Origin of the sequence: Kiloniella sp. EL199 (assembly GCF_900313065.1) — a bacterium.
Lineage (GTDB): Bacteria > Pseudomonadota > Alphaproteobacteria > Kiloniellales > Kiloniellaceae > Kiloniella.
Genome location: NZ_OMPU01000013.1, coordinates 393523 through 416375, shown reverse-complemented (window position 1 = coordinate 416375; position 22853 = coordinate 393523). Strand labels below are relative to the sequence as shown.

Genomic DNA, 22853 nt, shown 5'->3' with positions numbered 1-22853 from the left:
CGTGTTCTCAGCCTTTTTCATTAATCGCCCCAAGTTTGCGTTGGTCATTTCCATCGTAATATCTCTGGCAGGTATCATTGCCCTTAATGCAATTCCAGTCGCTGAATACCCGGATATCACCCCCCCACAGGTGAAAGTAACCACCAGCTACCCCGGTGCAAATGCAACCGTTGTTGAACAATCTGTCGCTGCCCCCATTGAAGCGAAAGTCAACGGTGTTGACAATATGCTCTACATGTCATCAACAAGCGGTAATGACGGCAGCTACGAACTAACCATTACTTTTGCGGTTGGAACTGATCCAGATATCGCCGCGGTTAACGTTCAAAACCGTGTCGCAACAGCCAATTCATCTCTACCGCAAGAAGTCACCAGACAAGGCGTTATCACCCAGAAGCAGTCAACATCCATGCTTCTTGTAATCAACATGGTTTCGCCAGATAACTCCCAAGACTCTCTCTTTCTGAGCAACTATGCCTCTATTTATATTCAGGATTCATTGGCCAGAATTAACGGTGTCGGCAGTGTCTCCCAGTTCGGCGCACTGGATTATGGAATGCGTGTCTGGCTTGATCCCGATCGCCTTACAGCTGTTGAACTAACAACCAAAGATGTAACTGAAGCGATTGAGAATCAAAACATTCAAGCCACGGCAGGACAATTGGGGGCACCACCTTACGAAGGAACACCCCAGTTTCAATATACTCTCCAGGCAAAAGGACGTTTAACAACAGTCGAAGAGTTTGAAAACATTGTTATTAGAGCCAATCGTGATGGTTCTTTTGTAAGATTAAGAGACATCGCCCGGATTGAGCTTGGTTCACAGAGCTATTCCTCGGCTTCAAAACTCAATAACGCCCCATCAGCAGCAATCGCAGTGTATCAATCCCCCGGAGCCAATGCGCTTGAAGTTGCAGACGCCATCTATGCAGAGCTTGATCAGCTATCAGAAAGCTTTCCGCAAGGCATGGAGTACAAAATTCTCTATGATACGACAAATGCGGTACGCGCTTCGGTTAAAGAAGTTATTGAAACACTGCTCATTACCTTTGCACTTGTGGTCAGTGTTACCTTTCTCTTTTTAAGTGACTGGCGTTCAACACTGATCCCAAGCTTGGCAATACCCGTGTCCCTTATTGGTACATTTGCAGTCCTTTATGTTGTCGGGTTCAGCGCAAACATGATCACGCTTTTTGCCATCATCCTGGCAATCGGGATCGTGGTGGATGACAGCATCGTCGTTGTTGAAAACGTCCAAAGAATCATGAAAGAAACGGGCAAATCAGCCGCGGAGTCAACCAAGTTGGCCATGAAAGAGGTCACGGGCCCTGTCGTCGCAACAACCCTGGTGCTACTGGCCGTGTTTGTACCTGTATCATTCATGCCCGGCATTACTGGTGAACTTTATAAACAATTCTCATTAACCATCTGCGTTGCGGTTTCTCTTTCCTCTATAAACGCCCTAACACTGTCACCTGCACTCTGTGCACTTCTTTTAAAACCCGACAGTGGCGAACCGCGAGGTCCCTTGAAACTTTTCGCAAATCTTGTTGATCGTACCCGTAATGGCTATAGCAGAGTTGTTGCCCTTATGATCAGAAGACTTGCCATTTCGCTGGCAGTGCTTGGTATTTTTGCCGGTGTGACGGTTTATATGTTCCAGATCGTTCCTACAGGCTTTATCCCTATGGAAGATAAAGGTGTGTTCTTCGTGAATGTGCAGCTTCCAGATGGTGCATCATTAGAGCGGACAAATAAAGTTTCCGCTGATGTGACAAATATGCTGTTGGAAGAAGATGGTGTTACGGACGTTATTTCTGTCTCCGGTTTCAGTATAATATCAGGAGCAGCCTCAAATTCATCTCTTCTCATTCCCATTCTAAGTGATTGGTCAGAGCGAACCGAATTTGAACTCCAGTGGTACAACATTCTGGGACGAATAAATGGCAAACTCGCCGGCTTGGCTTCTGCAGAATCTTTTGCCTTCCCACTCCCTCCAATTATGGGGTTGGGCACAAGTGGTGGTGTTGAAGCTCAGGTTCAGGACTATCTTGGGCGAACACCTCAAGAGCTTGCAGCAGCAGTACGCAGTTTGGCGTTTGCTGCCAATCAGCAACCAGAACTAACGTCTGTGTTCAGCACCTATTCTGCAAATATCCCACAACTCTTTTTGGAAGTAGACAGGGAAAAAGCGCTCGTTCTCGGCGTTAAAATTTCAGATATTTTCTCAACCCTACAGGCAAACCTTGGGTCATCTTATATCAATGACTTTAATCTCTATGGAAAGGTTTATCGGGTCCAGATACAGGCCGAGGCGCAATTCCGTGACGGATTGGAAGATATAGATAACTTACATGTTCGGAACGATAACGGTGATATGATCCCCCTACGGACACTCATCGAAATTGAGCCTATTCTCGGCCCATTATCTGTCGCACGTTATAATCAGTTTAAATCAGCCTCCATAACCGGATCGCCAGCGACAGGTTATAGTAGTGGTGATGCTATTGCAGCATTGGAACGTGCTGCGGCAAGTGCGCTACCGGATGGGTATGGTATTGAATGGACAGGGACTTCAAAACAAGAACAGGAAGCTGGTGGCTACATTGTTATCATCTTTTCTCTGGCTCTTATCTTTGCCTATCTCTTTCTTGTTGCTCAATATGAAAGCTGGAGCGTCCCATTATCGGTTATCGTTTCCGTTATTCTCGCCGCTTTTGGTGCTTTGGTGCCTATGGCACTCTTGCCCTTCCTCGACAACAACCTCTATGCCCAGATCGGGATGGTGATGCTCATCGGGCTTGCGAGTAAAAGTGCCATCCTCATTGTGGAGTTTGCAAAGGTCAGACGCGAAGAGGGGCTTTCCATAAAAGAAGCAGCTCTTGATGCTGCAAGTTTACGCTTTAGAGCCGTAATGATGACAGCACTTTCATTCATACTTGGTGTATTGCCCCTGATCTTTGCCTCAGGGGCCGGGGCCGCCAGCCGCGTCGCCGTGGGTTTTGTTGTTTTTGGTGGTATGGTTGCTGCGACATCAATCGGACTTCTTTTCATTCCGCCGCTTTATGTTGCCTTCCAGTCCATGCGTGAAGCAACCAACAAAAAGTTATGGAAGACAAAAGAAAGCTAACAATAGCAATCAGGCAGAGGAAAACACTCTAAAAAAAAGAGTCGGAGGCCATTACCTTCGGCTCTTTTTCTTATTTCATTTCGCTTTCTTTGCCCGTGCCTGTGCACAGAGAAGCTGAAATTCTTCCGAGCTGGGATCAACCTGCCCAAATCGATTAAGATCAAAAGCACTCAGATCATAAGATGACTTGCTATCTATGATCAATTCAGCCAGTGCATCCCCGATCCCTCCCGAAGCCATCACCCCCGAACCACAACAACCTGCAGCGACAAAAGCACCATTAACGGCCTGCGTTTCGCCTAAAAGAAAGTGCCCATCCGGAGTATAGGCCGAGAGCCCGGCCATATAGCTTTCAAAACGCGCCCCTTCAAGTTTTGGAAAGAAACCAGACACGCGTTGCTCCGCCTCTATCAAGGCATCCCATTCACTCCCCTCTTCCGTTACAGCGAAAGATGTGATGTCATTGGGTAGATCTTTATAATCAAAGGTACGGGAATGCTGTTCCTGGACACCCAACAACACCCCGCCAACTTCGGGTCTGGTATAAGCCCCGGCATCTGCATGGACCGTCATTGGTTGTTCATCACTGAAATGATCTTCCGGTGCTGCGATCCAGAAATGGCTTCGGGTCGGGATCATGGGGAGCGCACAGCCTAGCGAGAGTGTTAAAAAGTTAGACCAGGAGCCTGCTGCAACAACTACTTTTTCACAAGCGATATCCCCCTGGTCAGTCTCGACACCAACGACAACGCCATTGGTTGCCTTGATACCTGACACATTTGCACCAAGCTTGATTTGTGCACCAAAAGATCGTGCAGATCTAGCATAGGCGTGTGTCAAACGATAAGGATCAATATAGCCTTCTTCACTGAAATGAACTGTTGTTAGCGCATCATCTTGAACCCTGAGCCAAGGCAGATGCTGAGATCTCCATGCAGCGTCTACCTGCTTTGCCGCTATACCCTCACGGATAGCACGCTCATATAGTTGTTCAAGGTTTGCTTTGCTATCAAGACTCTCCCCAATTCGAAGAGTCCCCACGGCTTTGAAATCAAGCGCTTCACCTGTGATATTTTCCAATTCAGAAAGTACAGAAAAAGTACGCCGACTCAGAATATCAACAGCCGGTTTTGAGGAAATCTGAAACATCAACCCCGCCGCTTGTGATGACGCGGCTGTAGCAAGATCTAGCCTCTCTAGCAGCAAAACATCTTCAACGCCTCGTTTTGCAAGGTGATAAGCGATAGAACATCCCAGAATACCGCCACCAATAATTACAGTCGATGCTTTGTCCATAGCTACACTTTCTATAGGAAAAAACAATAATAAACAGGCAACAAAAAAGCCGCCCTGTTCAAGAGCGGCTTTTCATTAAAGCTTTTCAGCTTCACATTCAGCAGGCTTACTTTGGCGCCAAGATCATAATCATCTGGCGGCCTTCCATTTTCGGCCTCAACTCGGTCTTTGCGATCTCTTCCAGATCGGTCTCAATACGCTTGAGAACTTCCAGACCAACTTCTTGGTGCGTGATTTCACGTCCGCGAAAGCGCATAGTCACTTTCACCTTGTCACCAGCAGAAATAAACTTCTGCGCTGCCCGCATCTTCACGTCGTAATCATGCGTGTCGATATTTGGGCGCACTTTAAGCTCTTTCAGATCAACAATTTTTTGTTTCTTACGAGCTTCGTTTTTCTTTTTCTGCGTTTCAAAACGATAACGGCCATAGTCCATAATCTTGCAAACCGGTGGCTCCGCATTCGGAGAAACCTCTACAAGGTCAAGACCTGCGTCATATGCACGTTTGAGTGCATCACGTGTAGGTACTACACCAACCTGCTCGCCGTCTGCGTCGACAAGGCGTACAGAATTGATAGTGATCCGTTCGTTTACCCGCGGACCGTCGATGCGCGGGGGTGTCGTCATTGGTGCGCGTGCTATTGTCGTGCTCCCGTTTTTTCTGTTATCCCAAAATACAGACCTTTTGATCTGTAATAGGCTGTTACTCTAAAATACCAACCGTTTATATTGCGTTTACGCCCCTAGCGATACACATCACCAATAAGCCTAACCACAACGTGGCGCATAATGCCAATAACCAGTACCAGTCGGCAACCCGAAAGTTATTTTTTATCGTCTACCTCTCAGCAGGCGATTTTGCTTCTTCAGTCAAAGAGCTAAGCGCTTCTTCTAAAGACATAATTTCTTGATTCTTACCACCAAGACGACGCAAAGCAACTTTCCCTTCCTCTGCTTCCCGGCGACCAACCACTGCAATAACAGGTGTTTTGCTTAGGCTGTGTTCGCGGATTTTATAGTTAATTTTCTCATTACGCAAATCAGCTTTCACCCGGAGTCCCGCAGCCTTCAACTTGTCACGAACTTCTTCAGCATAATCATTTGCATCAGATGTGATCGAAGCCACAACCACCTGTTGTGGAGACATCCACAAGGGGAACTTACCCGCGTGCTGCTCAATTAGAATAGCAAGGAAGCGTTCAAATGAACCCAGAATAGCACGGTGCAACATCACAGGACGATGACGTTTATCATCTTCGCCGATATAAGATGCATCCAAACGTTCCGGCAAAACGACATCCACCTGAAGAGTTCCACACTGCCAGTCACGACCAATCGCATCCTTGAGCACGAACTCCAGCTTAGGACCATAAAATGCACCTTCACCAGGATTCATTGTGTACTCAAGCCCTGCTTCTTCAACGGCTTCTCTTAACGCACTTTCGGCTTTGTCCCAGGATTCATCTGTTCCCGCACGTCTTTCAGGACGATCAGAGAACTTCACAACGATCTCATCAAAACCAAGGTCTTTATAAACGGTCTTCAGCAGATCGCAGAAAATAACTGTTTCGCTGTTGATCTGATCTTCGGTACAGAAGATATGGGCATCATCTTGCGTAAAGGCACGCACGCGCATCAAACCATGCAAGGCACCTGATGGTTCATTTCGGTGGCAAGCACCAAACTCTGCCATACGCAATGGCAGATCGCGATAACTGGTCTGGCCCTGCTTGAAAATCTGCACATGTCCGGGACAGTTCATCGGCTTCACAGCAAGTGTACGGTCATCTTCGGATGTCGCCACAAACATATCTTCGCGGAACTTCTCCCAGTGACCAGAAGCTTCCCAAAGAGCACGGTCAATCAGCTGTGGTGTTTTCACTTCCTGATAACCACCAGCTTCAAGGCGCTTGCGCATATAATTTTCGAGTGAACGATACAGCGCCCAGCCTTTCGCGTGCCAGAAAACAGAACCAGTTGCTTCTTCTTGCAAATGGAATAAGCCTAGCTCTTTTCCAAGACGTCGATGATCGCGTTCTTCAGCTTCTTCAAGCATCTGAAGATATTTTTTCAGCTGTTTCTCATCGGACCAGCAAGTACCGTAAATACGCTGTAGCTGATCATTATCTTTATCTCCACGCCAATAGGCGCCAGAGACTTTCATCAGCTTAAAGCCTTTGCCAATCTTCCCGGTCGATGGCGCATGCGGTCCACGACACAGATCAAGCCAGTCACCCTGACGATAGATTGTCAAATCTTCATCGCCCGGAATGTTATCAACGTGTTCAGCTTTGTACTTTTCGCCCTTGGATGCAAAATGCTCTTTCGCTTTTTCACGATCCCAGATTTCACGAACAAAGGATTCATCACGTGCGATAATCTCATGCATCTTCGCTTCAATCTTCTCGAGATCATTTGTCGAAAACGGCTCGTCACGCGCAAAATCGTAATAGAAACCAACGTCAGTCGATGGACCAAAAGTCACTTGCGTGCCGGGGAAAAGCTCTTGCACAGCTTCGGCCATCACATGCGCACAGTCATGGCGCAACAAATCAAGCGCCAGGGGGTGCTTGCGGGTCACAATTTCCAAGGTCGCATTCGTCGTGATTGGATAGGTCGTATCTTTTAATTCACCATCTACCACCACAGCTAAAGCATCTTTGGCCAAACGTGGACCAATAGATTCTGCTACCTCGTGCCCTGTTACAGGACCATCAAATTTGCGCTGACTTTCATCAGGCAATGTAATTGTGACCATCGGAAATCGTTCTCAGTTACTGTTCTATCATCTAGGAAAATTGACTCTTACAGAGTTCCAGCAATGTAAAAGGATTCCCTGTACTGTCAAGCACACCGCCAAGGATTCCGCGCTTTTAATCAAAAGAATCACTCTATTCGTTTTTTCTATTCATTTTTTCAGGCCACCCTGTAGAGACATTCAGAAGAATTCAGGCATAAACTTGATTAAACAAGAGAGCTTCCCCGTCTTCGAAATTAATGCTCAAATAGCAGGCACACTTTCCAAGCGAATTCATGACTCATCTTACTTGGTACAATAATCATGCGTATGAACAAGCATCCCAACATCTATTCAGTTCTGCAACAGGCTTCCCGAAATGCGCGCGGTAAAACTGTGAAACATTAATTAGCTAGAAGTCAGGAATGCGTTCAATGAACCCTGTCCATAAAACACTGACGTGCGCTGACGGCGTGACTTTAGGCTTCCAAGTATGGGGTGAAAATAATTATTCCGTTATATTGATGGTGCATGGGTTAGGCTCTAATCATCACCAATTCGATGCTGACGCTGAGTTGTTTAGTCGTTCGGGTTATTGCTGTGTTGTGCCTGATATGCGCGGACATGGTGACATCAGCCCCCCTGATCCACTAACGTTTGAATCTATTTCTGTGAAGGCAATGGCGGATGATCTTCTATTACTATGCCAACACATGGGAAAGCGCCCTATCCATTTAGTTGGAAACTCGATGGGAGGGGTAGCAAATCTCGCCCTGCTTGAAATTGCACCTGAAAAAATCTCATCGTTGACAACTTTTGGCACAGCGTTCTCATTAAATTTTCCACCTTTTATTCCCATACTTCAGTACGCGATGATGCGTCTTTTGGGGACCACTCGTATGGCTAAATTAGTCGCCAGAAGTGCGACAAGTGTGGAAAGAACCAAGCAATTTATTTTAACTGCGTATCCCAACTTAAATGTGAAGGCAGCTTATACAATCCAAAAATCACTTCGCCATTATGATTACCGAAAGACAGCATTAGAATTCCAAGGCCCTATTCAGATCATTCGCGGAAGCCACGACAAGAGTATTAATCGATATTTGCCTGAAACAATTGAAGTATTGGAAGGAAAGGCAAGCTTCGTTCATTCAAAAGTAGAAAATGCAGGGCATTTTGCTAATCTCGATCAACCAGAAAAGATTCAAAATCTTATTCTGGATTTCATTAAACAGGCTGAATCATGAAACAGGCTTTCCTTTTCGGAATAGTCACAGCAATCTATGATATCTTAGAGCTTACGTCTTTGCTGCCACCTGCTATTTCAGGAAAATGGAACCTTAACACAGGCGGAAATCCAGTAATCACAATTAATGTTCAAATAACAAAAATGCTTTCAAACCTATTCGTTGCACATCCACCCAATCTCACCTGGTATAGTAATTATGTACATGGACACGAAACCTGAAGACCTGGTTCCTGAACTCAAGCAACATCGACGCATCGTTCTTGGACACGAACCGACGCCGATTGAGAAGCTAACAAGGCTTGGACAAAATCTTGGCATTGAGCTCTGGATCAAGAGAGATGATTGCAATGGCTTGGCCTTTGGTGGCAATAAGGTACGGCAATTGGAATACTACCTTGGACCTGGTGTCGACGCGAACGCAGATACAGTTTTGATCACCGGAGCTTTACAATCAAACTTTGTAAGACTGACAGCCGCAGCAGCGGCAAAACTTGGCTGGCAGGCACACGTTCAACTCGAAGAACGCGTTCCAAGTGATGATCAGCTTTATCGGAAATCTGGAAATATTTTTTTAAACAATTTACTCGGCGCAGAAATTAGTTATTTCCCCGAGGGAGAGGACGAAGCTGGTGCTGACAAAGCACTTGATAAGCGTGCTAAAGAGCTCGAGGGTGAAGGGCGGCGCCCTTATGTTATTCATCTCGGATTAGGATCACTACCTTATGGTGGCCTTGGTTATATCAGGGCCGCTGCAGAGACCTATGCACAGGTTATGGCATCAGGAAAGAAGCCTGACTATGTTGTCATTCCCTCCGGTAGTGGCCTGACACATGCCGGCTTTCTTGTTGGCGCGCGCGCCATTGGCTGGGATGTCCCGATCATAGGTATTTGCGTCAGACGAGATCAGAAAAGCCAAACTGATCGTATCAGGAAAAGATCTAGCGAACTGGCACAGATGATATCCCGTCCCAATCTGATAATCGATCAGGATATTATTATATCAGATAAAACCCTGGCGCCGGGTTATGGGAAAATGAACTCGCAGGTCAAAGAGGCCATTGAAAAAACAGCACAACAGGAAGCGATCCTTCTGGATCCCGTCTATACCGCAAGAACCATGGCTGGACTGATAGATCAGGTTCGCACAGGCGAAATCCCCCGCGGCGCAAAGGTTCTCTTTATCCACACGGGTGGAAACCCGGCACTATTCGCCTATCAAAATGCAATAGAGGGTTTTTCCTGAGATAGCAATACGCTAGGGACAACCTAGCTTTATCCAATGATTGTTTTTTCAGAAATAAGTTCGCGATAAATGCCAACGGTCTTGGCACACATCAGCTTTTTTGTGAAAAATTTCTGAACGCGTTCCTGTCCCTTGAGCGAGAGAATTTCTCGCTCGCGGGCATTTAGGCTTAAAGCCCGGCGGATAGCGCGGGCACAACTTTCGGCATCGCCGTTTTCAAACAAAAAGCCTGTCTCGTTTGGAACCAGCTGTTCCTTTGCGCCACCGTGATCACTTGCCACAACAGGACGCCCCATTGCCTGCCCTTCGGAAACAACCCGACCAAAACCTTCGGGATCAGTAGAGGCAGAAACAACGACATCAGACAGCATATAGGCTGAGGGCATGTCATTACAGTCATCCATGATGAAAGCGCGGCTCAGAAGATCATTATCCATAATCATCTTTTCCAGCTCATCACGATAAGCTGCCCGCCCTTGATCAGATCCAACCAGTGCACAACACAAATCAATATCCCGAAGATGCGTGAGTGCCTGCAGAAGAACCTTCTGTCCTTTCCAGCGAGTCAAACGGCCGGGCAGCATAATCAGTGGAACGCCATCTGGAAGTCGCCATTGTGTCGATAACTGGATAACACGCTCGGCACTAACAGCATGTGGAGAGAAGCTATCCGTGTCCATGCCTCTGTGTACGATGCGGATTTTACTCTCATCAACCTGATAGTTCTTACGGATATAGTCCGCCACAAATTCAGATATGGAGATAACAACATCACCCTTGGTCATAATCGAATTGTAATATCGCTTTAGACCATTGTTGATATTGTATGGCGCATGAACTGTTGTCACAAAAGGTACCCCGGTTTTACGGGCAGCCCTGTGAGCTGGACGAGCTGGAGCGCGCGATCTGGCGTGCACCAAATCAACACCTCTGTCTTTAATCAGACGCACAAGACGACCAGTATTTCGCCACATCGTCCATGGATTCTTGGAATGTACCGGAAGCTCAACATGTTCCGCCCCGGCAATTTTCAGACGTGCAACCAATTGTCCACCCCGGGAAGCCACGATTGCTTTCCCGCCGGCTTCAATAATAGCCTTAGCCATGTCCAGTGTACCGCGCTCGACACCACCAGAATCCATTGCAGGAACAACCTGCAGCACCGTCATGGGGGTGCCATCAGATTTCACAAGAGAAGGAAGCTCCGGGGTAGCGGCTTCAGAGATCAAAGTGTTAAGGTGAGAACCATCCGTCATGTGTCGGTACTACAAGGAGTCCTATTTAATTCATGCCCAATAAAGATACAGCGCCCAATAGTGATACAGAGTTCACTGCACAAGTTCCAGAGTTTCTCGAACGCCCTAATGGGCAGCATATAGCCTATATAAAGACAGAAGGCGATAACGATTTACCGGGAATCGTCTTTCTGGGTGGCTATATGTCCGACATGACGGGTTCGAAAGCGACTGCACTGGAAGAGTTTGCAAAATCCAGTAAACAAAATTTTGTCCGTTTTGACTATATGGGGCATGGACAATCCTCTGGCAAGTTCACAGATGGCACAATCGGACAATGGACAGAAGATGCCATTGCCGTTATTGACGAACTGACAAGTGGACCTCAGATACTGGTTGGATCATCCATGGGTGGTTGGATCATGTTGAATGCCGCCTTGAAAAGGCCAGAAAGGACCAAAGGTCTTGTTGGCATTGCTGCCGCTCCTGACTTTACGCAGGACCTGATGTGGGACACCTTTTCGCAAGAAATCAAAGATACGTTATTAAGCGAAGGCGTTTATTACGAACCAAGTGAATACGGTGACGAACCCTACGCCATTACTCTGAAACTCATCGAAGAAGGCAGGCAACATCTCTTACTGGACAAGAAACAGCCGATCACTTGTCCAGTCCGTCTTATTCAGGGCATGAAGGACGTCGATGTTCCTTGGGATATTGTCCCCAGAATTGTCGATTCGCTTGAAACTGACGACATGGAAGTCGTTCTGGTTAAAAGCGGTGATCATCGCCTTTCTGAACCACAGGATCTACAACGACTTAAGAAAATTGTTAAAGAGATCAGTCGTTAAGTCACTCACTTAACCTCTTTTGCACATCATACAAAGCAGTCGATTTAATCTCGGCTGCTTTTTCTTCTTTTCCGAAACAGGTCTATTTGATAAGACAATATGTAACCAGTTACGTAATAGGTTTATTATGAATTTTCTTGCCTCCCTCGGCAGCCTCACACTTGGCAGTCGCCTCAAACGTTTGAGCGATATGCTTTTTAATGAGGTCAACATCATTTACGAAAAAACCGGCCTCACCATTCAGGCCGGTTTTTTCCCGCTCTTCTACCTTCTGTACAAAGAAGGGGCTGTTTCGGTGTCTGATTGCGCTACGGCGACAGGCGTCAGCCACCCCGCAATCAGCAAAATGGCGCGGAAAATGATTGAGGAGGGTTGGATAGAGAAAAAGCCTTCCCCCCGGGATGAACGCACACAGCTACTGACCTTGTCAGATCAGGCAAAGCACACTTTACCAAAACTTATTCCCATTTGGGACGAGATCAAACGCTCTCTTGATAATATGTTAAAAGATACAGAGCCAGGTAATTTGCTTAACCAGCTTCTCAATCTAGAACAGCTGAATGACAAGTCTTCGCTCAGTCAAAGAGTTCTTAACAATCTGGCGGATCCCTATCTGTCCGGAGACATCGAGATCATCAACTGGGATCCACAGTACGCAGTATCATTCAAAGAACTGAACAAAGAATGGCTGGATTACTATTTCCTCAACCTTCAAGAGGAATGGGATAAAGAGTCTCTGGACAATCCCGGGGGATATTACCTTTCACGTGGAGGAACAATTTTCTTCGGTCTTTGTGGCGGAGCTCCCGTCGGCACTTGCGCTCTCGCACGTGTCACAGACGACGTCTACGAAATCTCCAAAGTTGGTGTCACACCAGCCGCTCAATCCAGAGGCATTGGGCGCCGTCTTGTTGTTGCTGCCTTGAATGAAGCCCGTCATCTTGGCGCAAAAAAAGTATTTCTCGAAAGTAATCGCAAGCTGATTAACGCCCAAAAACTCTATCGAAAACTGGGTTTCTGTGAAGTGCCACACCCCAACGGTAAATCTGACTATCGGCGCGCCAACATCTATATGACCGTAACACTATGAGTATGAATAATGAGTAACGTACCCCCATCTGACAATTGTGCGACAATATCTATGGGCACACAGCCTATAGATACCGGGGACATGACAACAGCCGAAGATCAAAAACTCTCCCGGAAAGAGATCTTTAGAGAAATTTTTGCCGGATCTCGCGCGACCATTCCCATGATTGTCGGCGCCATTCCCTTCGGCATTATATTTGGCACCCTTGCCGAACAAAGTGGTTTGTCTCCCCTCGGGGCAATCGCAATGTCAATTTTTGTGTTTGCCGGTTCATCCCAGTTTATTGCTCTGGGGTTGCTTGCCGCCGGAACCGGACCACTCATTATTATAGCCACAACCTTTATCGTAAACCTTCGCCATCTGCTCTATTCAGCCGCATTGGTGGACGATGTAAAACATCTGTCCGGGCCTTGGCGAGCCTTGATTGCCTTTGGCCTGACCGACGAAAGCTTTGCCACAATTGCAGACAAGATCCGTAAATCTGATGACATCTGGCGCAAAAAATATGTCCAATGGTTCTACCTTGGATCTTTCTCAGCAATGTATGGCAACTGGATACTCTGCACTGTCATCGGCATTACCCTCGGCGAACTTTTTCCCGACATCGGAAACTGGGGTCTAGACTTTGCCATGTCCGCAACCTTTATCGGGATGGTTCTTCCCTACCTGACGACCCGCCCGATGCTGGCCTGTGTTCTTATTGCTGGTGCCATGTCATTGGGAACAGCCGACATGCCGCACAAAATCGGCTTGATGGTCTCTGCCCTCAGTGCATTAGCTGTTGGCCTGTCCTATCACCTCTTAAGCCGGAGTAAAAAATAATGAACGAAGCCCTTATGATTGCTGGCATGGCCATTGTAACCTTCGGCATACGATATGTCCTTCTTGCTTCTGCGGGCCACTTTACCTTTCCGGGTTGGGCAAAAATCGCCCTGGATTTTGTTCCTCCCGCCGTTCTAACAGCCATCATTGTCCCCGCCGTTTTAATGCCCAACGGCAGCGATATCGAATTCAATCTGCAGAATGCGTCCCTGCTCGCAGCCTGCGTTGCTGTGGTCGTTGGCTTTATTCGCAAGGATCTGCTGACGACCATTGTCATCGGCATGATCGCCTTTGGCCTTTTCAAATGGCTTCTGTGACAAGTGGCAAATCTATAAGCTTTGCCACCTTCAATAACCTCGACCAATTAAGGAAATGCGCCGAAATGCTCGATCAAAACATTGTAAATCTTCCAAATGCCTTGAAGCAGGTAACCGATCATTGGTCACCTCAAACTTTGGCACAGGTTAATGACCACTGCGTTAAAGTTGCCAAAATAAAAGATGAATACGCTTGGCATAAACACGATGAAGACGATGAATTACTGTATGTTGTAAAAGGCAGCCTTCTCATGCATTACAAGGACAAAACTCTTGAACTCAACGAAGGCGATCTGCACGTAATTCCCAAAGGCATCATGCACAAACCATTTGCCGAAGAAGAATGCTGGATTGTACTTCTGGCGGAACCTGAACTTGCTGTAGATACAGAAAACAGTCCACACGATACAACAGCAAACGACTTAGAGGGACAGATGCAATCCCTGACCCGTTTCAGAGGACTAATTCAAGCAATTGCCTGTTCACAGGAAACGCTAAAGCCCAATAAAGCGAACACCTAAAGCAAACTTTTCAATCCGGATTGATAGTCGGGGTAATCAAGCTTCACACCAAGCTCGTTTACAATACGGCTATTATCTACCCGCTTGTTGTCCAGCCAGAAGGTTTGTGCCATAGGACTCATTTCCGCCTCATCAAATGAAACAAGAGGTGGCGGATCAATACCCAGCAACTGGCTGGCGTAGGTGGTGACCTTAGATGGCTCTTCCGGGGCGTTGTCACATACATTGTAAATGCGTCCAGCCCGAGGGCTGTTAACAGATGCTTCGAGAACATTTGCAATATCTTCAACATGAATGCGGCTAAAAATGTGTCCTGGCTTATCTATCCGCTGCTTCACCTTGCCCGATTTAAGAGAGACCAAAGGATTTCGCCCCGGGCCATAGATACCTGCCAACCTGAAAATGTGTACCGGAATATCACTTGCTTCCGAAAGAGCCAGCCATTCTTTTTCAGCCTGCGCACGCTGTTCGCTTCGCGGGCTTGAAGGATCTAGCGGGTCATCTTCAAAAACGACACCACCATCACGATTACCATACACGCCAGTCGTAGAAAGATACCCAATCCATTCAAGATTTTTACTCTTGGTAATTTCCGCAGCATGCAACTGTAAAACACAGTCCCCTTCCTTACCCGGTGGGATAGAAGAAAGAATATGGGTCACGTCACCCAACACTGTTGATGCATCTGCTAGAGGTAAAGAGCGCTCAAAATTGTGAATGACAATACCTTCGCTCTCCAACCTTTCTCTTTTTCCCTTGTCTTTATCCGAATCAGGACGGATTGTTCCCGATACTTTCCAGCCAAGAGACATCATCCGCCTAGCAAAAATCAGGGCAGAAAAACCCAGGCCAAAACAAAACAAATGCTTGGAATGATGTGACATACGTTCCTCAATCTCGAAATTGCCTAATTTCTTATATAGGGTCTCGTTACAAACTGAAAAGCAAAGCTTGCAAAGTAATAAATTTATGGTCCAAATGCGCCTATGACACAAAAAAACACACTCTTCACGACTCTTTTTATGCTGCCCATGGCTGTTAGCTTCTCCTTTTCAAGTGAAGCAGCGGGGCGCAAAGAACCAATCAATCACGAAGAACAATACATCGCCTGTATAAAACTGGTTGAACGCCGACCGGACGCTGCATTTGAATCCGCTCTTTCCTGGGCATCTCAAGGCGGCGGCTTTCCCGCTGAGCACTGTGCGACGCAAGCATTGTATGCATTAAAAATATACGATGCCGCGGCAACACGTCTGGAAAAGCTCGCGGACGTGATGAAGACGGACAATGTTGAATTACGCTCGCAACTGCTTCATCAGGCCGGGCGCGCCTGGTATGATCATGGTGATTTGGAACGTGCTTTTGCCGTACAAAGCACAGCAATTACCCTCTTCCCCGACGGCACGGAATACTACATCGACCGAGCAGAAATTTTGGCTGAACTTGGCCGCTTTGACGAAGCTTTAATTGATCTGGAAGTTGCTCACAGTTTGGAGCCGGAACGCGCAGACATCCTAGCCTTGCGCGGCACCGCAAAGCGTTTCCTGGGGAACGATGCTGAAGCCCTACAAGACATCACTCTCGCACTGAACCTGGAACCAGACAATCTGGAAGCCTTGCTTGAACGTGGCATACTAAAACGCCTGGCTGGCGATAATAATGGCGCACGGGAAGATTGGCTCAGAATCGTCAACATTGCTTTGGGGACACCTGCTGCTGATGCCGCACAACTAAACCTCGAAAAATTGGATGTAACTGTCGAGTAGTTTCTAAAATTATGATTTCTAGTGCTACCTAGAAATCGAGATCAGCATAGTGTTTGGGCGGTGGCACACCCGGTATCAAATCGGTTAGAACACCGCGCATACAAGGGCGGGATTTTACACGCGCGTACCAGTCTTTGGCCCCTTGATGCTCTTTCCAGGGAACATCCCCGATATAGTCAAGGGATGAGATGTGAGAAGCAGCCGTTATATCAGCCAGCGAAAAATCATCACCGGCCAACCATGTTCTGCGATCTGTAAGCCAACTGATGTATTCCAAATGATAATGAATATTGGCGTGCCCTGCCCGTATAGCCTGAGAATTTGGCTCTCCCAGCCCCAGAAAACGCTTTAGCATCTTCTCTTCAACCAGATTAGCGGTAACTTCACGGCGGAATTTGTCATCAAACCACGAAATCAAACGCCTGACTTCGGCGCGACACAAAGGATCATCGCCCAAAAGGCTTTGATCTGGGTAGGCTTCTTCCAGATATTCAGAGATGACCTGTGCACCACCTGTTATGCTTGTTCCATCATCTTCAACAAGCACAGGTACTTCGCCAGCCGGATTTAGTGCCAAGAACGCTTCGCGGCGCTCCCAGACTTTTTCAGCATATAATTCGAATTCGAGCTTTTTCTCTCGCAACAACATGCGAATTTTACGACAGCCAGAATCGAGGGGAAGATGATGAAGCTTTCTCATTTTCTGGACTATAACCCTACTGAGCGAATGAGAAAACCACGGAAAACAAGTTTAGGCAAAAGATCTGACACAGAATAATAACGAAGAAAACACTTTGTTTTTAAATGAAGAATTATAAATCTACTTAAATTTTGTCGAAAAAATGACATCTCTTTTTAAATTGACTTTTCAGGGTGAGGTTTACACCTTCACATAGTTCGCTTAATATCGAAGCATGAAAGAAGGACCAGATATCACTCTTATCGGCTCCCTCATCGGAGACCCAGCCCGGGCAAATATGCTCTCTGCCTTGATTAGCGGAAAAGCCCTGACGGCCAGTGAACTTGCCCATGAAGCAGGCATCACCTTACAAACAACCAGCGCTCATCTTAAAAAACTTGAAGCTGGTGGCATGATACGTCAACGCAAGCAAGGACGTCATCGATACTTCAATCTCGCAGATGAAGATGTGGCTGCTTTGCTTGAAACCATGATGGGTTTAGCTGCAAAAAAAGGGCATATCCGAACCCGTACAGGCCCTAAAGCCCCTGAAATGAGGAAGGCACGGGTTTGTTATAATCATCTTGCCGGTGAATTTGGCGTTCAGATGTTTGACAGTCTGGTTGGCAGAAGATTTCTTCTCGAAAATCAGGATGAGATTACACTTACAAACTCAGGTCGTGATTTTATAAAAGATCTGGGTATTGATCTTGATCCATTGCAAAAAGCCAAGCGTCCACTCTGTAAATCTTGTTTGGACTGGAGCGCACGCAGAAGCCATCTCGCAGGATCACTTGGTACTGCCTTACTGGATCACATCTATGAAAAGGGCTGGGCAAAACGCCTTGATGATATGAGGGTTGTTCAGTTCTCACGTAGTGGTGAAGCCGCGTTTCATGCCCAGTTCCCATTGCTCACTGATTAAGACCCACTAATCCGTAATACAGGACAAAAATTTGAACGCACCACGTTTTCAAACTCTTTTTTATTTCTCGAATGAAGATATAAACCTTGTTGAAATTAAACGCTTGGATCTTCCGGCAACGGCTGCCAAGTCAGATATTTTCCACTGGATTTTAATCAACCAAGATCACTCCATTCAGAAGCTTATCTTTGTCTCCATGAGCGAAGAAAACGGCTTTCAATCAAGAGAGTTCGAAGAAGGAAAACTTCGCTTCAATGAGGACCTTGGCTTTTATGAAACTGAAACATCGCACCCCCTGAAATGCCATCAACCCGATAACTTGTCCAACACGCTGGTATCCTTGCTGGAAAACTATCTAAGTTAAAATATCTATCACCATGCTTAATGCAAAAAAACAAGGAGCCGTAACGAATACAGCTCCTTTATTTATGCCCTGCCTCTCAGAACTTAAGCTGATTTAAGTTCTGCAGAATCTGTTACAGGATGCTCAAGCAACGCTAGCATTTCCTTTGGAACCACCTGCCAGAAATCACCTTTGATTTGCGCCCAGTCATTCAACAAACGCTCGGTGTAAACCGATTGCGTCTCTGCATGATGCTCTTTTACCAGATCCAGCAACACCTGTTCCCAATGGTCTGTCTCAACCTGTTGATAGATAACACTCTCGTCATTGATACGGCTCGGCAGGATACGGCTCGGATCATAAACAAAGGCCATGCCACCAGACATCCCGGCCGCAAAGTTCATGCCCACATCACCAAGAATAACAGCCGTTCCGCCTGTCATATATTCACAACCGTTGGAGCCACAGCCTTCGACAACAACCTGCGCACCGGAATTTCGCACAGCAAAGCGCTCCCCAGCCTGTCCGGCAGCAAACAGTTTACCTGCCGTAGCACCGTAGAGAACCGTATTCCCTATAATCGTGTTGTGCTGAGTGGGCAGCTTGCTTGACGCCAAAGGTCGCACCACAATCTCTCCACCGGAAAGACCCTTGCCAACATAATCATTAGCATCACCAAAGACCTCCAGCTTCATACCCTGAACAGCAAAAGCACCCAATGACTGCCCGGCAGAACCACGCAAGCGAACCGTAATATGTCCCGGTTGCAATTCTTTCATGCCAAAACGGGTTGTAATCTTTGACGCCAGACGTGTTCCAACGGCACGGTGCGTGTTGCGCACGTTGTACTGCAACTGCATCTTTTCACCCACTTCAAAGAAAGGGTTCGCATCTTCGATGATCTGTGCATCAAGCGTATCAGGCACGGCGTTGCGTCCTTCGAGAGTACAGTAACGCTTTGAATCACCACTATCAGCCAAAGCAAGCAGCGGGTTAAGATCCAGATCATCAAGATGTGGTGCGCCTCGACTGACCTGTTTCAACAAGTCAGTTCGACCAATGATTTCATTCAACGTTTTATAACCGAGTGAGGCAAGGATCTCGCGCACTTCTTCTGCGATAAAGCTAAAGAGGTTCACGACCTTTTCTGGCGTACCATCAAACTTCGCTCGCAGATCATCATCCTGCGTGCAAACCCCGACAGGACAAGTATTGGAATGACATTGGCGCACCATAATACAGCCCATAGCAACCAACGACGCCGTCCCAACACCATATTCCTCTGCTCCCAAAAGAGCCGCAATAACGATATCACGTCCGGTTTTCAAACCACCATCTGTTCGGAGCGTAACATTATTCCGCAGTCCGTTGAGAGTAAGAACCTGCTGAACTTCACTCAGACCAATTTCCCAAGGCACCCCAGCGAACTTGACCGATGTTTGTGGTGAAGCACCCGTTCCACCGACATTACCGGAAATCAAAATAATATCGGCCTTTGCTTTCGCTACCCCTGCGGCAACCGTACCAATACCAGACCGTGCAACAAGCTTCACACAAACCTTGGCTTTCGAATTAATCTGCTTCAAGTCATAGATAAGTTGCGCAAGATCCTCAATCGAGTAGATATCATGATGAGGTGGCGGAGAGATCAAGGTCACACCGGGTGTGGAATGACGCAGGCGCGCAATCAGCTTTGTCACCTTGAAGCCCGGAAGCTGTCCGCCCTCACCCGGCTTTGCACCTTGGGCAACTTTAATTTCAATTTCACGGCACTTGTTGAGATATTCTGCCGTTACACCGAAACGACCCGATGCAACCTGTTTAATAGCCGAATTTTCGTTGTCGCCGTTCGGATGTGGCACATAACGTTCAGGCACCTCGCCGCCTTCCCCTGAATCAGATTTGGCACCGATCCGGTTCATGGCAATATTGAGCGTTCCGTGCGCTTCAGGGCTCAACGCCCCCAAAGACATCGCCGGGGTAATAAAACGCTTTCGGAGGGATGTAATAGATTCTGTATCTTCAACATCCAGACCACCATCTGTCGCCCGCTTGAAATCCAGAAGATCTCTTAGGTTAATCGGACGACGACTTTCCAATCCCTTGGTGTATTTCTTAAAGAGCGAATAAGACCCTTTGGTAACAGCTGTTTGCATGGTGTGGATTAACTGGCCTTCCCATGCATGCTCTTCACCACCAGCGCGATAACGGTAAAAACCGCCAATTGGCAGGGCTGTAGAATCAGATTCCCACGCCTTTTCGTGAAGCTCGAGGGCCTTTTCTTCCAGCCCTGTCATCCCAATCCCGGAAATCCGGCTTGGCATACCCGGGAAGAACTCATCAACCAGCGTACGGGACAGGCCAAGAGCTTCAAAATTGTATCCACCACGATAAGAGGAAATAACAGATATTCCCATCTTGCCCATTATCTTGAGCAAGCCGTCATCCACAGCCTTTGTATAGCGTTCCATACAATCATCAAACGACAAATCACCGAACAAACCACGACGATGACGATCTGCAATAGCCTCTTCTGTCAGATAGGCATTCACAGTTGTCGCCCCCACACCAATCAAAACTGCGAAGTAATGAACATCCAGACATTCAGCACTGCGCACGTTGATGGAACAGAATGACCGTAGTTTGTGGTCTACCAGATGTGTATGAACAGCACCTGTCGCCAGAATCATAGGTATGGAAACCCGTTCAGCAGATTGCGCCTCATCGCTCAGGACAACATGCTCGAACCCCTCTCTAACCAATTCTTCAGCTTCACGACGGATGCGGTGCAAAGCATGACGGAGTGCTCCGGGCTTACCGTTAGCCTCAAAGGTACAGTCAACCACACCAACGGTACGCCCCATGTGCTTGGAGAGAGCAACAAATTCCGAGTTCGTCAGGACAGGCGAATCAAGTTGAAGAATTGTAACCTGACCTTCTTCTTCGTCCAGAACATTGCCGAGATTACCAATGCGAGTAATCAAAGACATGACCTGTTTTTCGCGCAGACTGTCAATCGGAGGATTTGTCACCTGACTAAAGTTCTGGCGAAAGAAGTGGTGCATAGGTCGCACATTATCAGACAGAACTGCCAAGGGCGTATCATCCCCCATTGATCCCATCGCTTCTTTTGCCGTTTCGACCATTGGATGCAGGATGAGTTCCATGTCCTCAATAGTCAGCCCAAAATCTAACTGGCGACGACGCAGTTCATCTTTAGAAAGGGGCTCTCTGCTATATTTGTGCTTCTTAACCAGATCATCAATCACAAGGATATTTTTCAGCCAATCACCAAAAGGTTGCTGAGCGGCCAGACGATCTTTGATCTCTTTATCCTTGTATATCTTGCCCTCTTCAAAGTTGACCGCGATCATCTGTCCGGGGCCAAGACGCCCTTTCTCAATCACACGATCAACATCAATATGAACCATCCCGGTTTCTGACCCTGCAAACAGCAAACCATCGCGGGTAATCGCATAGCGCATCGGACGCAAACCATTCCGATCAGTACCAGCCAGCGCCCACGGACCAGAAAAACCACATACTGCAGCAGGTCCATCCCAAGGTTCCATCACGGCATTACAATAGGCATAAAGTTCTTTGTGGTGTTGGGGAACAGCGTCGTTTTTACTCCAGGATTCTGGCACAAGAAGGGTCTTCGCCATGGGAAGACTTCGATCAGATCTGATCATCAACTCAAAGACAGCATCCAACGCCGCAGAATCAGAACTTCCCGGCAGAATAACCGGCTTCAAATCCTCAACATGCGATCCGAACTTTGGGTGATCAATGCGGCATTCGTGGGATTTCATCCAATTGACGTTGCCACGAAGCGTATTGATTTCACCATTATGCGCAATAACACGGAAAGGTTGAGCCAAATGCCATGTCGGGAAAGTATTTGTAGAAAAGCGCTGATGGAAAATCGCAAAGCTTGAAACAAAGCGTTCGTCCAGCAAATCAGGATAGAAATCAGCCAGCTTTTCTGCGAGAACCATTCCTTTGTAAATAATAGAGCGACAACTCAGTGAGCAAATATAAAAATCTTTGATTGAATCACGCTCTACTGCCGCTTCAATACGGCGTCGAATAATATAGAGATCCGTCTCAAATCGCTCCGCATCAACACCTTTGCTGTTCGCGATCATGATCTGTTCAATCTCGGGGCGGTTCAAACTCGCTTTTTCACCGCAAATTGCGGTATTAACAGGCACCTGTCGCCATCCGTAAATGGAATAGCCAAAGTTCAGAATTTCGCGTTCGACAATAACACGGCAACGCTCTTGAGACCCAAAATCGGTTCGCGGCAAGAAGACCATACCGATGGCAAGGTCTTCGTTTTTTTGCGCATAGCCAATGTGTTCTATGTGTTCCTGAAAAAAGCCTTTTGGAATTTCAACGTGAATACCGCAACCATCGCCAGTCTTGCCATCTGCATCTACAGCACCACGGTGCCAAACCGCCTTCAGCGCCTCAATACCTGCCTCAACGACAGAGCGACGTGGTTTACCATCAACCGCAGCAATCAGCCCGACACCACAGGACGAATGTTCGTCCTCCGGATCATACAGGCCATGCTTTTGATAGTGTGCTGCCTTTTGTTCCCATTGTGAAATCGGGTTCGGAGTTATTTTTTTATGTTCCATTT

The 22853-nt window shown here is 47.1% G+C and carries 18 protein-coding genes; 11 read left to right on the top strand and 7 right to left on the bottom strand.

The window, feature by feature from the left end; genetic code table 11:
* Position 1: 1 nt before the first annotated feature.
* The gene (locus D9A03_RS16830; RefSeq protein WP_120498361.1) at positions 2 to 3130 is read left to right on the top strand and encodes an efflux RND transporter permease subunit; all 3129 of its coding nucleotides are present in this window, start codon (positions 2 to 4) and stop codon (positions 3128 to 3130) included.
* 75 nt (positions 3131 to 3205) lie between these two features.
* On the opposite strand, the gene D9A03_RS16825 is transcribed toward D9A03_RS16830, so the two are convergent.
* From D9A03_RS16825 to thrS, 3 genes are all read right to left on the bottom strand, one after another.
* Positions 3206 to 4426, bottom strand: a complete 1221-nt coding sequence (locus tag D9A03_RS16825) for an FAD-binding oxidoreductase (protein WP_120498360.1) — start codon at positions 4424 to 4426, stop codon at positions 3206 to 3208.
* Between the two features lie 106 nt (positions 4427 to 4532).
* A complete protein-coding gene (gene infC, locus D9A03_RS16820; protein WP_120498359.1) occupies positions 4533 to 5054 on the bottom strand; it encodes a translation initiation factor IF-3 in 522 nt (173 codons plus the stop codon).
* Between the two features lie 211 nt (positions 5055 to 5265).
* Positions 5266 to 7185 carry a threonine--tRNA ligase gene (gene thrS / locus D9A03_RS16815; protein ID WP_120498358.1) on the bottom strand — a complete coding sequence of 640 codons (1920 nt, stop codon included), beginning with the start codon at positions 7183 to 7185 and terminating at the stop codon, positions 5266 to 5268.
* A gap of 413 nt (positions 7186 to 7598) precedes the next feature.
* On the opposite strand from thrS, the gene D9A03_RS16805 reads away from it, so the two are divergent.
* A complete protein-coding gene (locus tag D9A03_RS16805; RefSeq protein WP_162938215.1) occupies positions 7599 to 8411 on the top strand; it encodes an alpha/beta fold hydrolase in 813 nt (270 codons plus the stop codon).
* A 204-nt stretch (positions 8412 to 8615) separates the two neighbouring features.
* Positions 8616 to 9656, top strand: a complete 1041-nt coding sequence (locus tag D9A03_RS16795; protein ID WP_120498572.1) for a D-cysteine desulfhydrase family protein — start codon at positions 8616 to 8618, stop codon at positions 9654 to 9656.
* Positions 9657 to 9685: 29 nt separating this feature from the next.
* On the opposite strand, the gene D9A03_RS16790 is transcribed toward D9A03_RS16795, so the two are convergent.
* A complete protein-coding gene (locus D9A03_RS16790; protein WP_120498354.1) occupies positions 9686 to 10912 on the bottom strand; it encodes a glycosyltransferase family 4 protein in 1227 nt (408 codons plus the stop codon).
* A 32-nt stretch (positions 10913 to 10944) separates the two neighbouring features.
* Between D9A03_RS16790 and D9A03_RS16785 the strand changes: the two genes are divergently transcribed.
* The 5 genes from D9A03_RS16785 to D9A03_RS16765 all read left to right on the top strand — a co-directional run bounded on the left by D9A03_RS16785 (position 10945) and on the right by D9A03_RS16765 (position 14492).
* Positions 10945 to 11742 carry an alpha/beta fold hydrolase gene (locus D9A03_RS16785; RefSeq protein ID WP_120498353.1) on the top strand — a complete coding sequence of 266 codons (798 nt, stop codon included), beginning with the start codon at positions 10945 to 10947 and terminating at the stop codon, positions 11740 to 11742.
* Between the two features lie 127 nt (positions 11743 to 11869).
* On the top strand, positions 11870 to 12832 hold the full coding sequence (locus D9A03_RS16780; protein WP_120498352.1) for a bifunctional helix-turn-helix transcriptional regulator/GNAT family N-acetyltransferase: 963 nt from the start codon (positions 11870 to 11872) through the stop codon (positions 12830 to 12832).
* 9 nt (positions 12833 to 12841) lie between these two features.
* Positions 12842 to 13654 (top strand): AzlC family ABC transporter permease, encoded by an 813-nt coding sequence (locus D9A03_RS16775; RefSeq protein ID WP_254055077.1) that lies wholly within the window; start codon positions 12842 to 12844, stop codon positions 13652 to 13654.
* Positions 13654 to 13971: an AzlD domain-containing protein gene (locus tag D9A03_RS16770; protein ID WP_120498350.1), complete on the top strand. Its 318-nt coding sequence runs from the start codon at positions 13654 to 13656 to the stop codon at positions 13969 to 13971. Before D9A03_RS16775 ends, D9A03_RS16770 begins: the two co-directional genes overlap by 1 nt.
* A gap of 65 nt (positions 13972 to 14036) precedes the next feature.
* The gene (locus D9A03_RS16765; protein ID WP_120498349.1) at positions 14037 to 14492 is read left to right on the top strand and encodes a cupin domain-containing protein; all 456 of its coding nucleotides are present in this window, start codon (positions 14037 to 14039) and stop codon (positions 14490 to 14492) included.
* Here the strand turns inward: D9A03_RS16765 and D9A03_RS16760 are convergent.
* The gene (locus tag D9A03_RS16760) at positions 14489 to 15376 is read right to left on the bottom strand and encodes an SDR family oxidoreductase (protein WP_120498348.1); all 888 of its coding nucleotides are present in this window, start codon (positions 15374 to 15376) and stop codon (positions 14489 to 14491) included. The genes D9A03_RS16765 and D9A03_RS16760 overlap by 4 nt on opposite strands.
* A 102-nt stretch (positions 15377 to 15478) precedes the next feature.
* On the opposite strand from D9A03_RS16760, the gene D9A03_RS16755 reads away from it, so the two are divergent.
* A complete protein-coding gene (locus D9A03_RS16755) occupies positions 15479 to 16258 on the top strand; it encodes a tetratricopeptide repeat protein (RefSeq protein WP_120498347.1) in 780 nt (259 codons plus the stop codon).
* 28 nt (positions 16259 to 16286) lie between these two features.
* Here D9A03_RS16755 and D9A03_RS16750 read toward each other — a convergent pair whose 3' ends face one another.
* Positions 16287 to 16958, bottom strand: a complete 672-nt coding sequence (locus D9A03_RS16750) for a glutathione S-transferase family protein (RefSeq protein WP_120498346.1) — start codon at positions 16956 to 16958, stop codon at positions 16287 to 16289.
* Positions 16959 to 17172: 214 nt separating this feature from the next.
* Here D9A03_RS16750 and D9A03_RS16745 point away from each other — a divergent pair, with 214 nt between their 5' ends.
* Both D9A03_RS16745 and D9A03_RS16740 read left to right on the top strand, forming a co-directional pair.
* A complete protein-coding gene (locus D9A03_RS16745; RefSeq protein WP_120498345.1) occupies positions 17173 to 17862 on the top strand; it encodes a helix-turn-helix transcriptional regulator in 690 nt (229 codons plus the stop codon).
* A gap of 31 nt (positions 17863 to 17893) precedes the next feature.
* Entirely contained in the window at positions 17894 to 18226 is a 333-nt protein-coding gene (locus tag D9A03_RS16740; protein WP_120498344.1) for a hypothetical protein, read from the top strand.
* Between the two features lie 83 nt (positions 18227 to 18309).
* Here the strand turns inward: D9A03_RS16740 and gltB are convergent, their stop codons facing one another.
* On the bottom strand, positions 18310 to 22851 hold the full coding sequence (gene gltB, locus D9A03_RS16735; protein WP_120498343.1) for a glutamate synthase large subunit: 4542 nt from the start codon (positions 22849 to 22851) through the stop codon (positions 18310 to 18312).
* Positions 22852 to 22853: the final 2 nt, after the last annotated feature.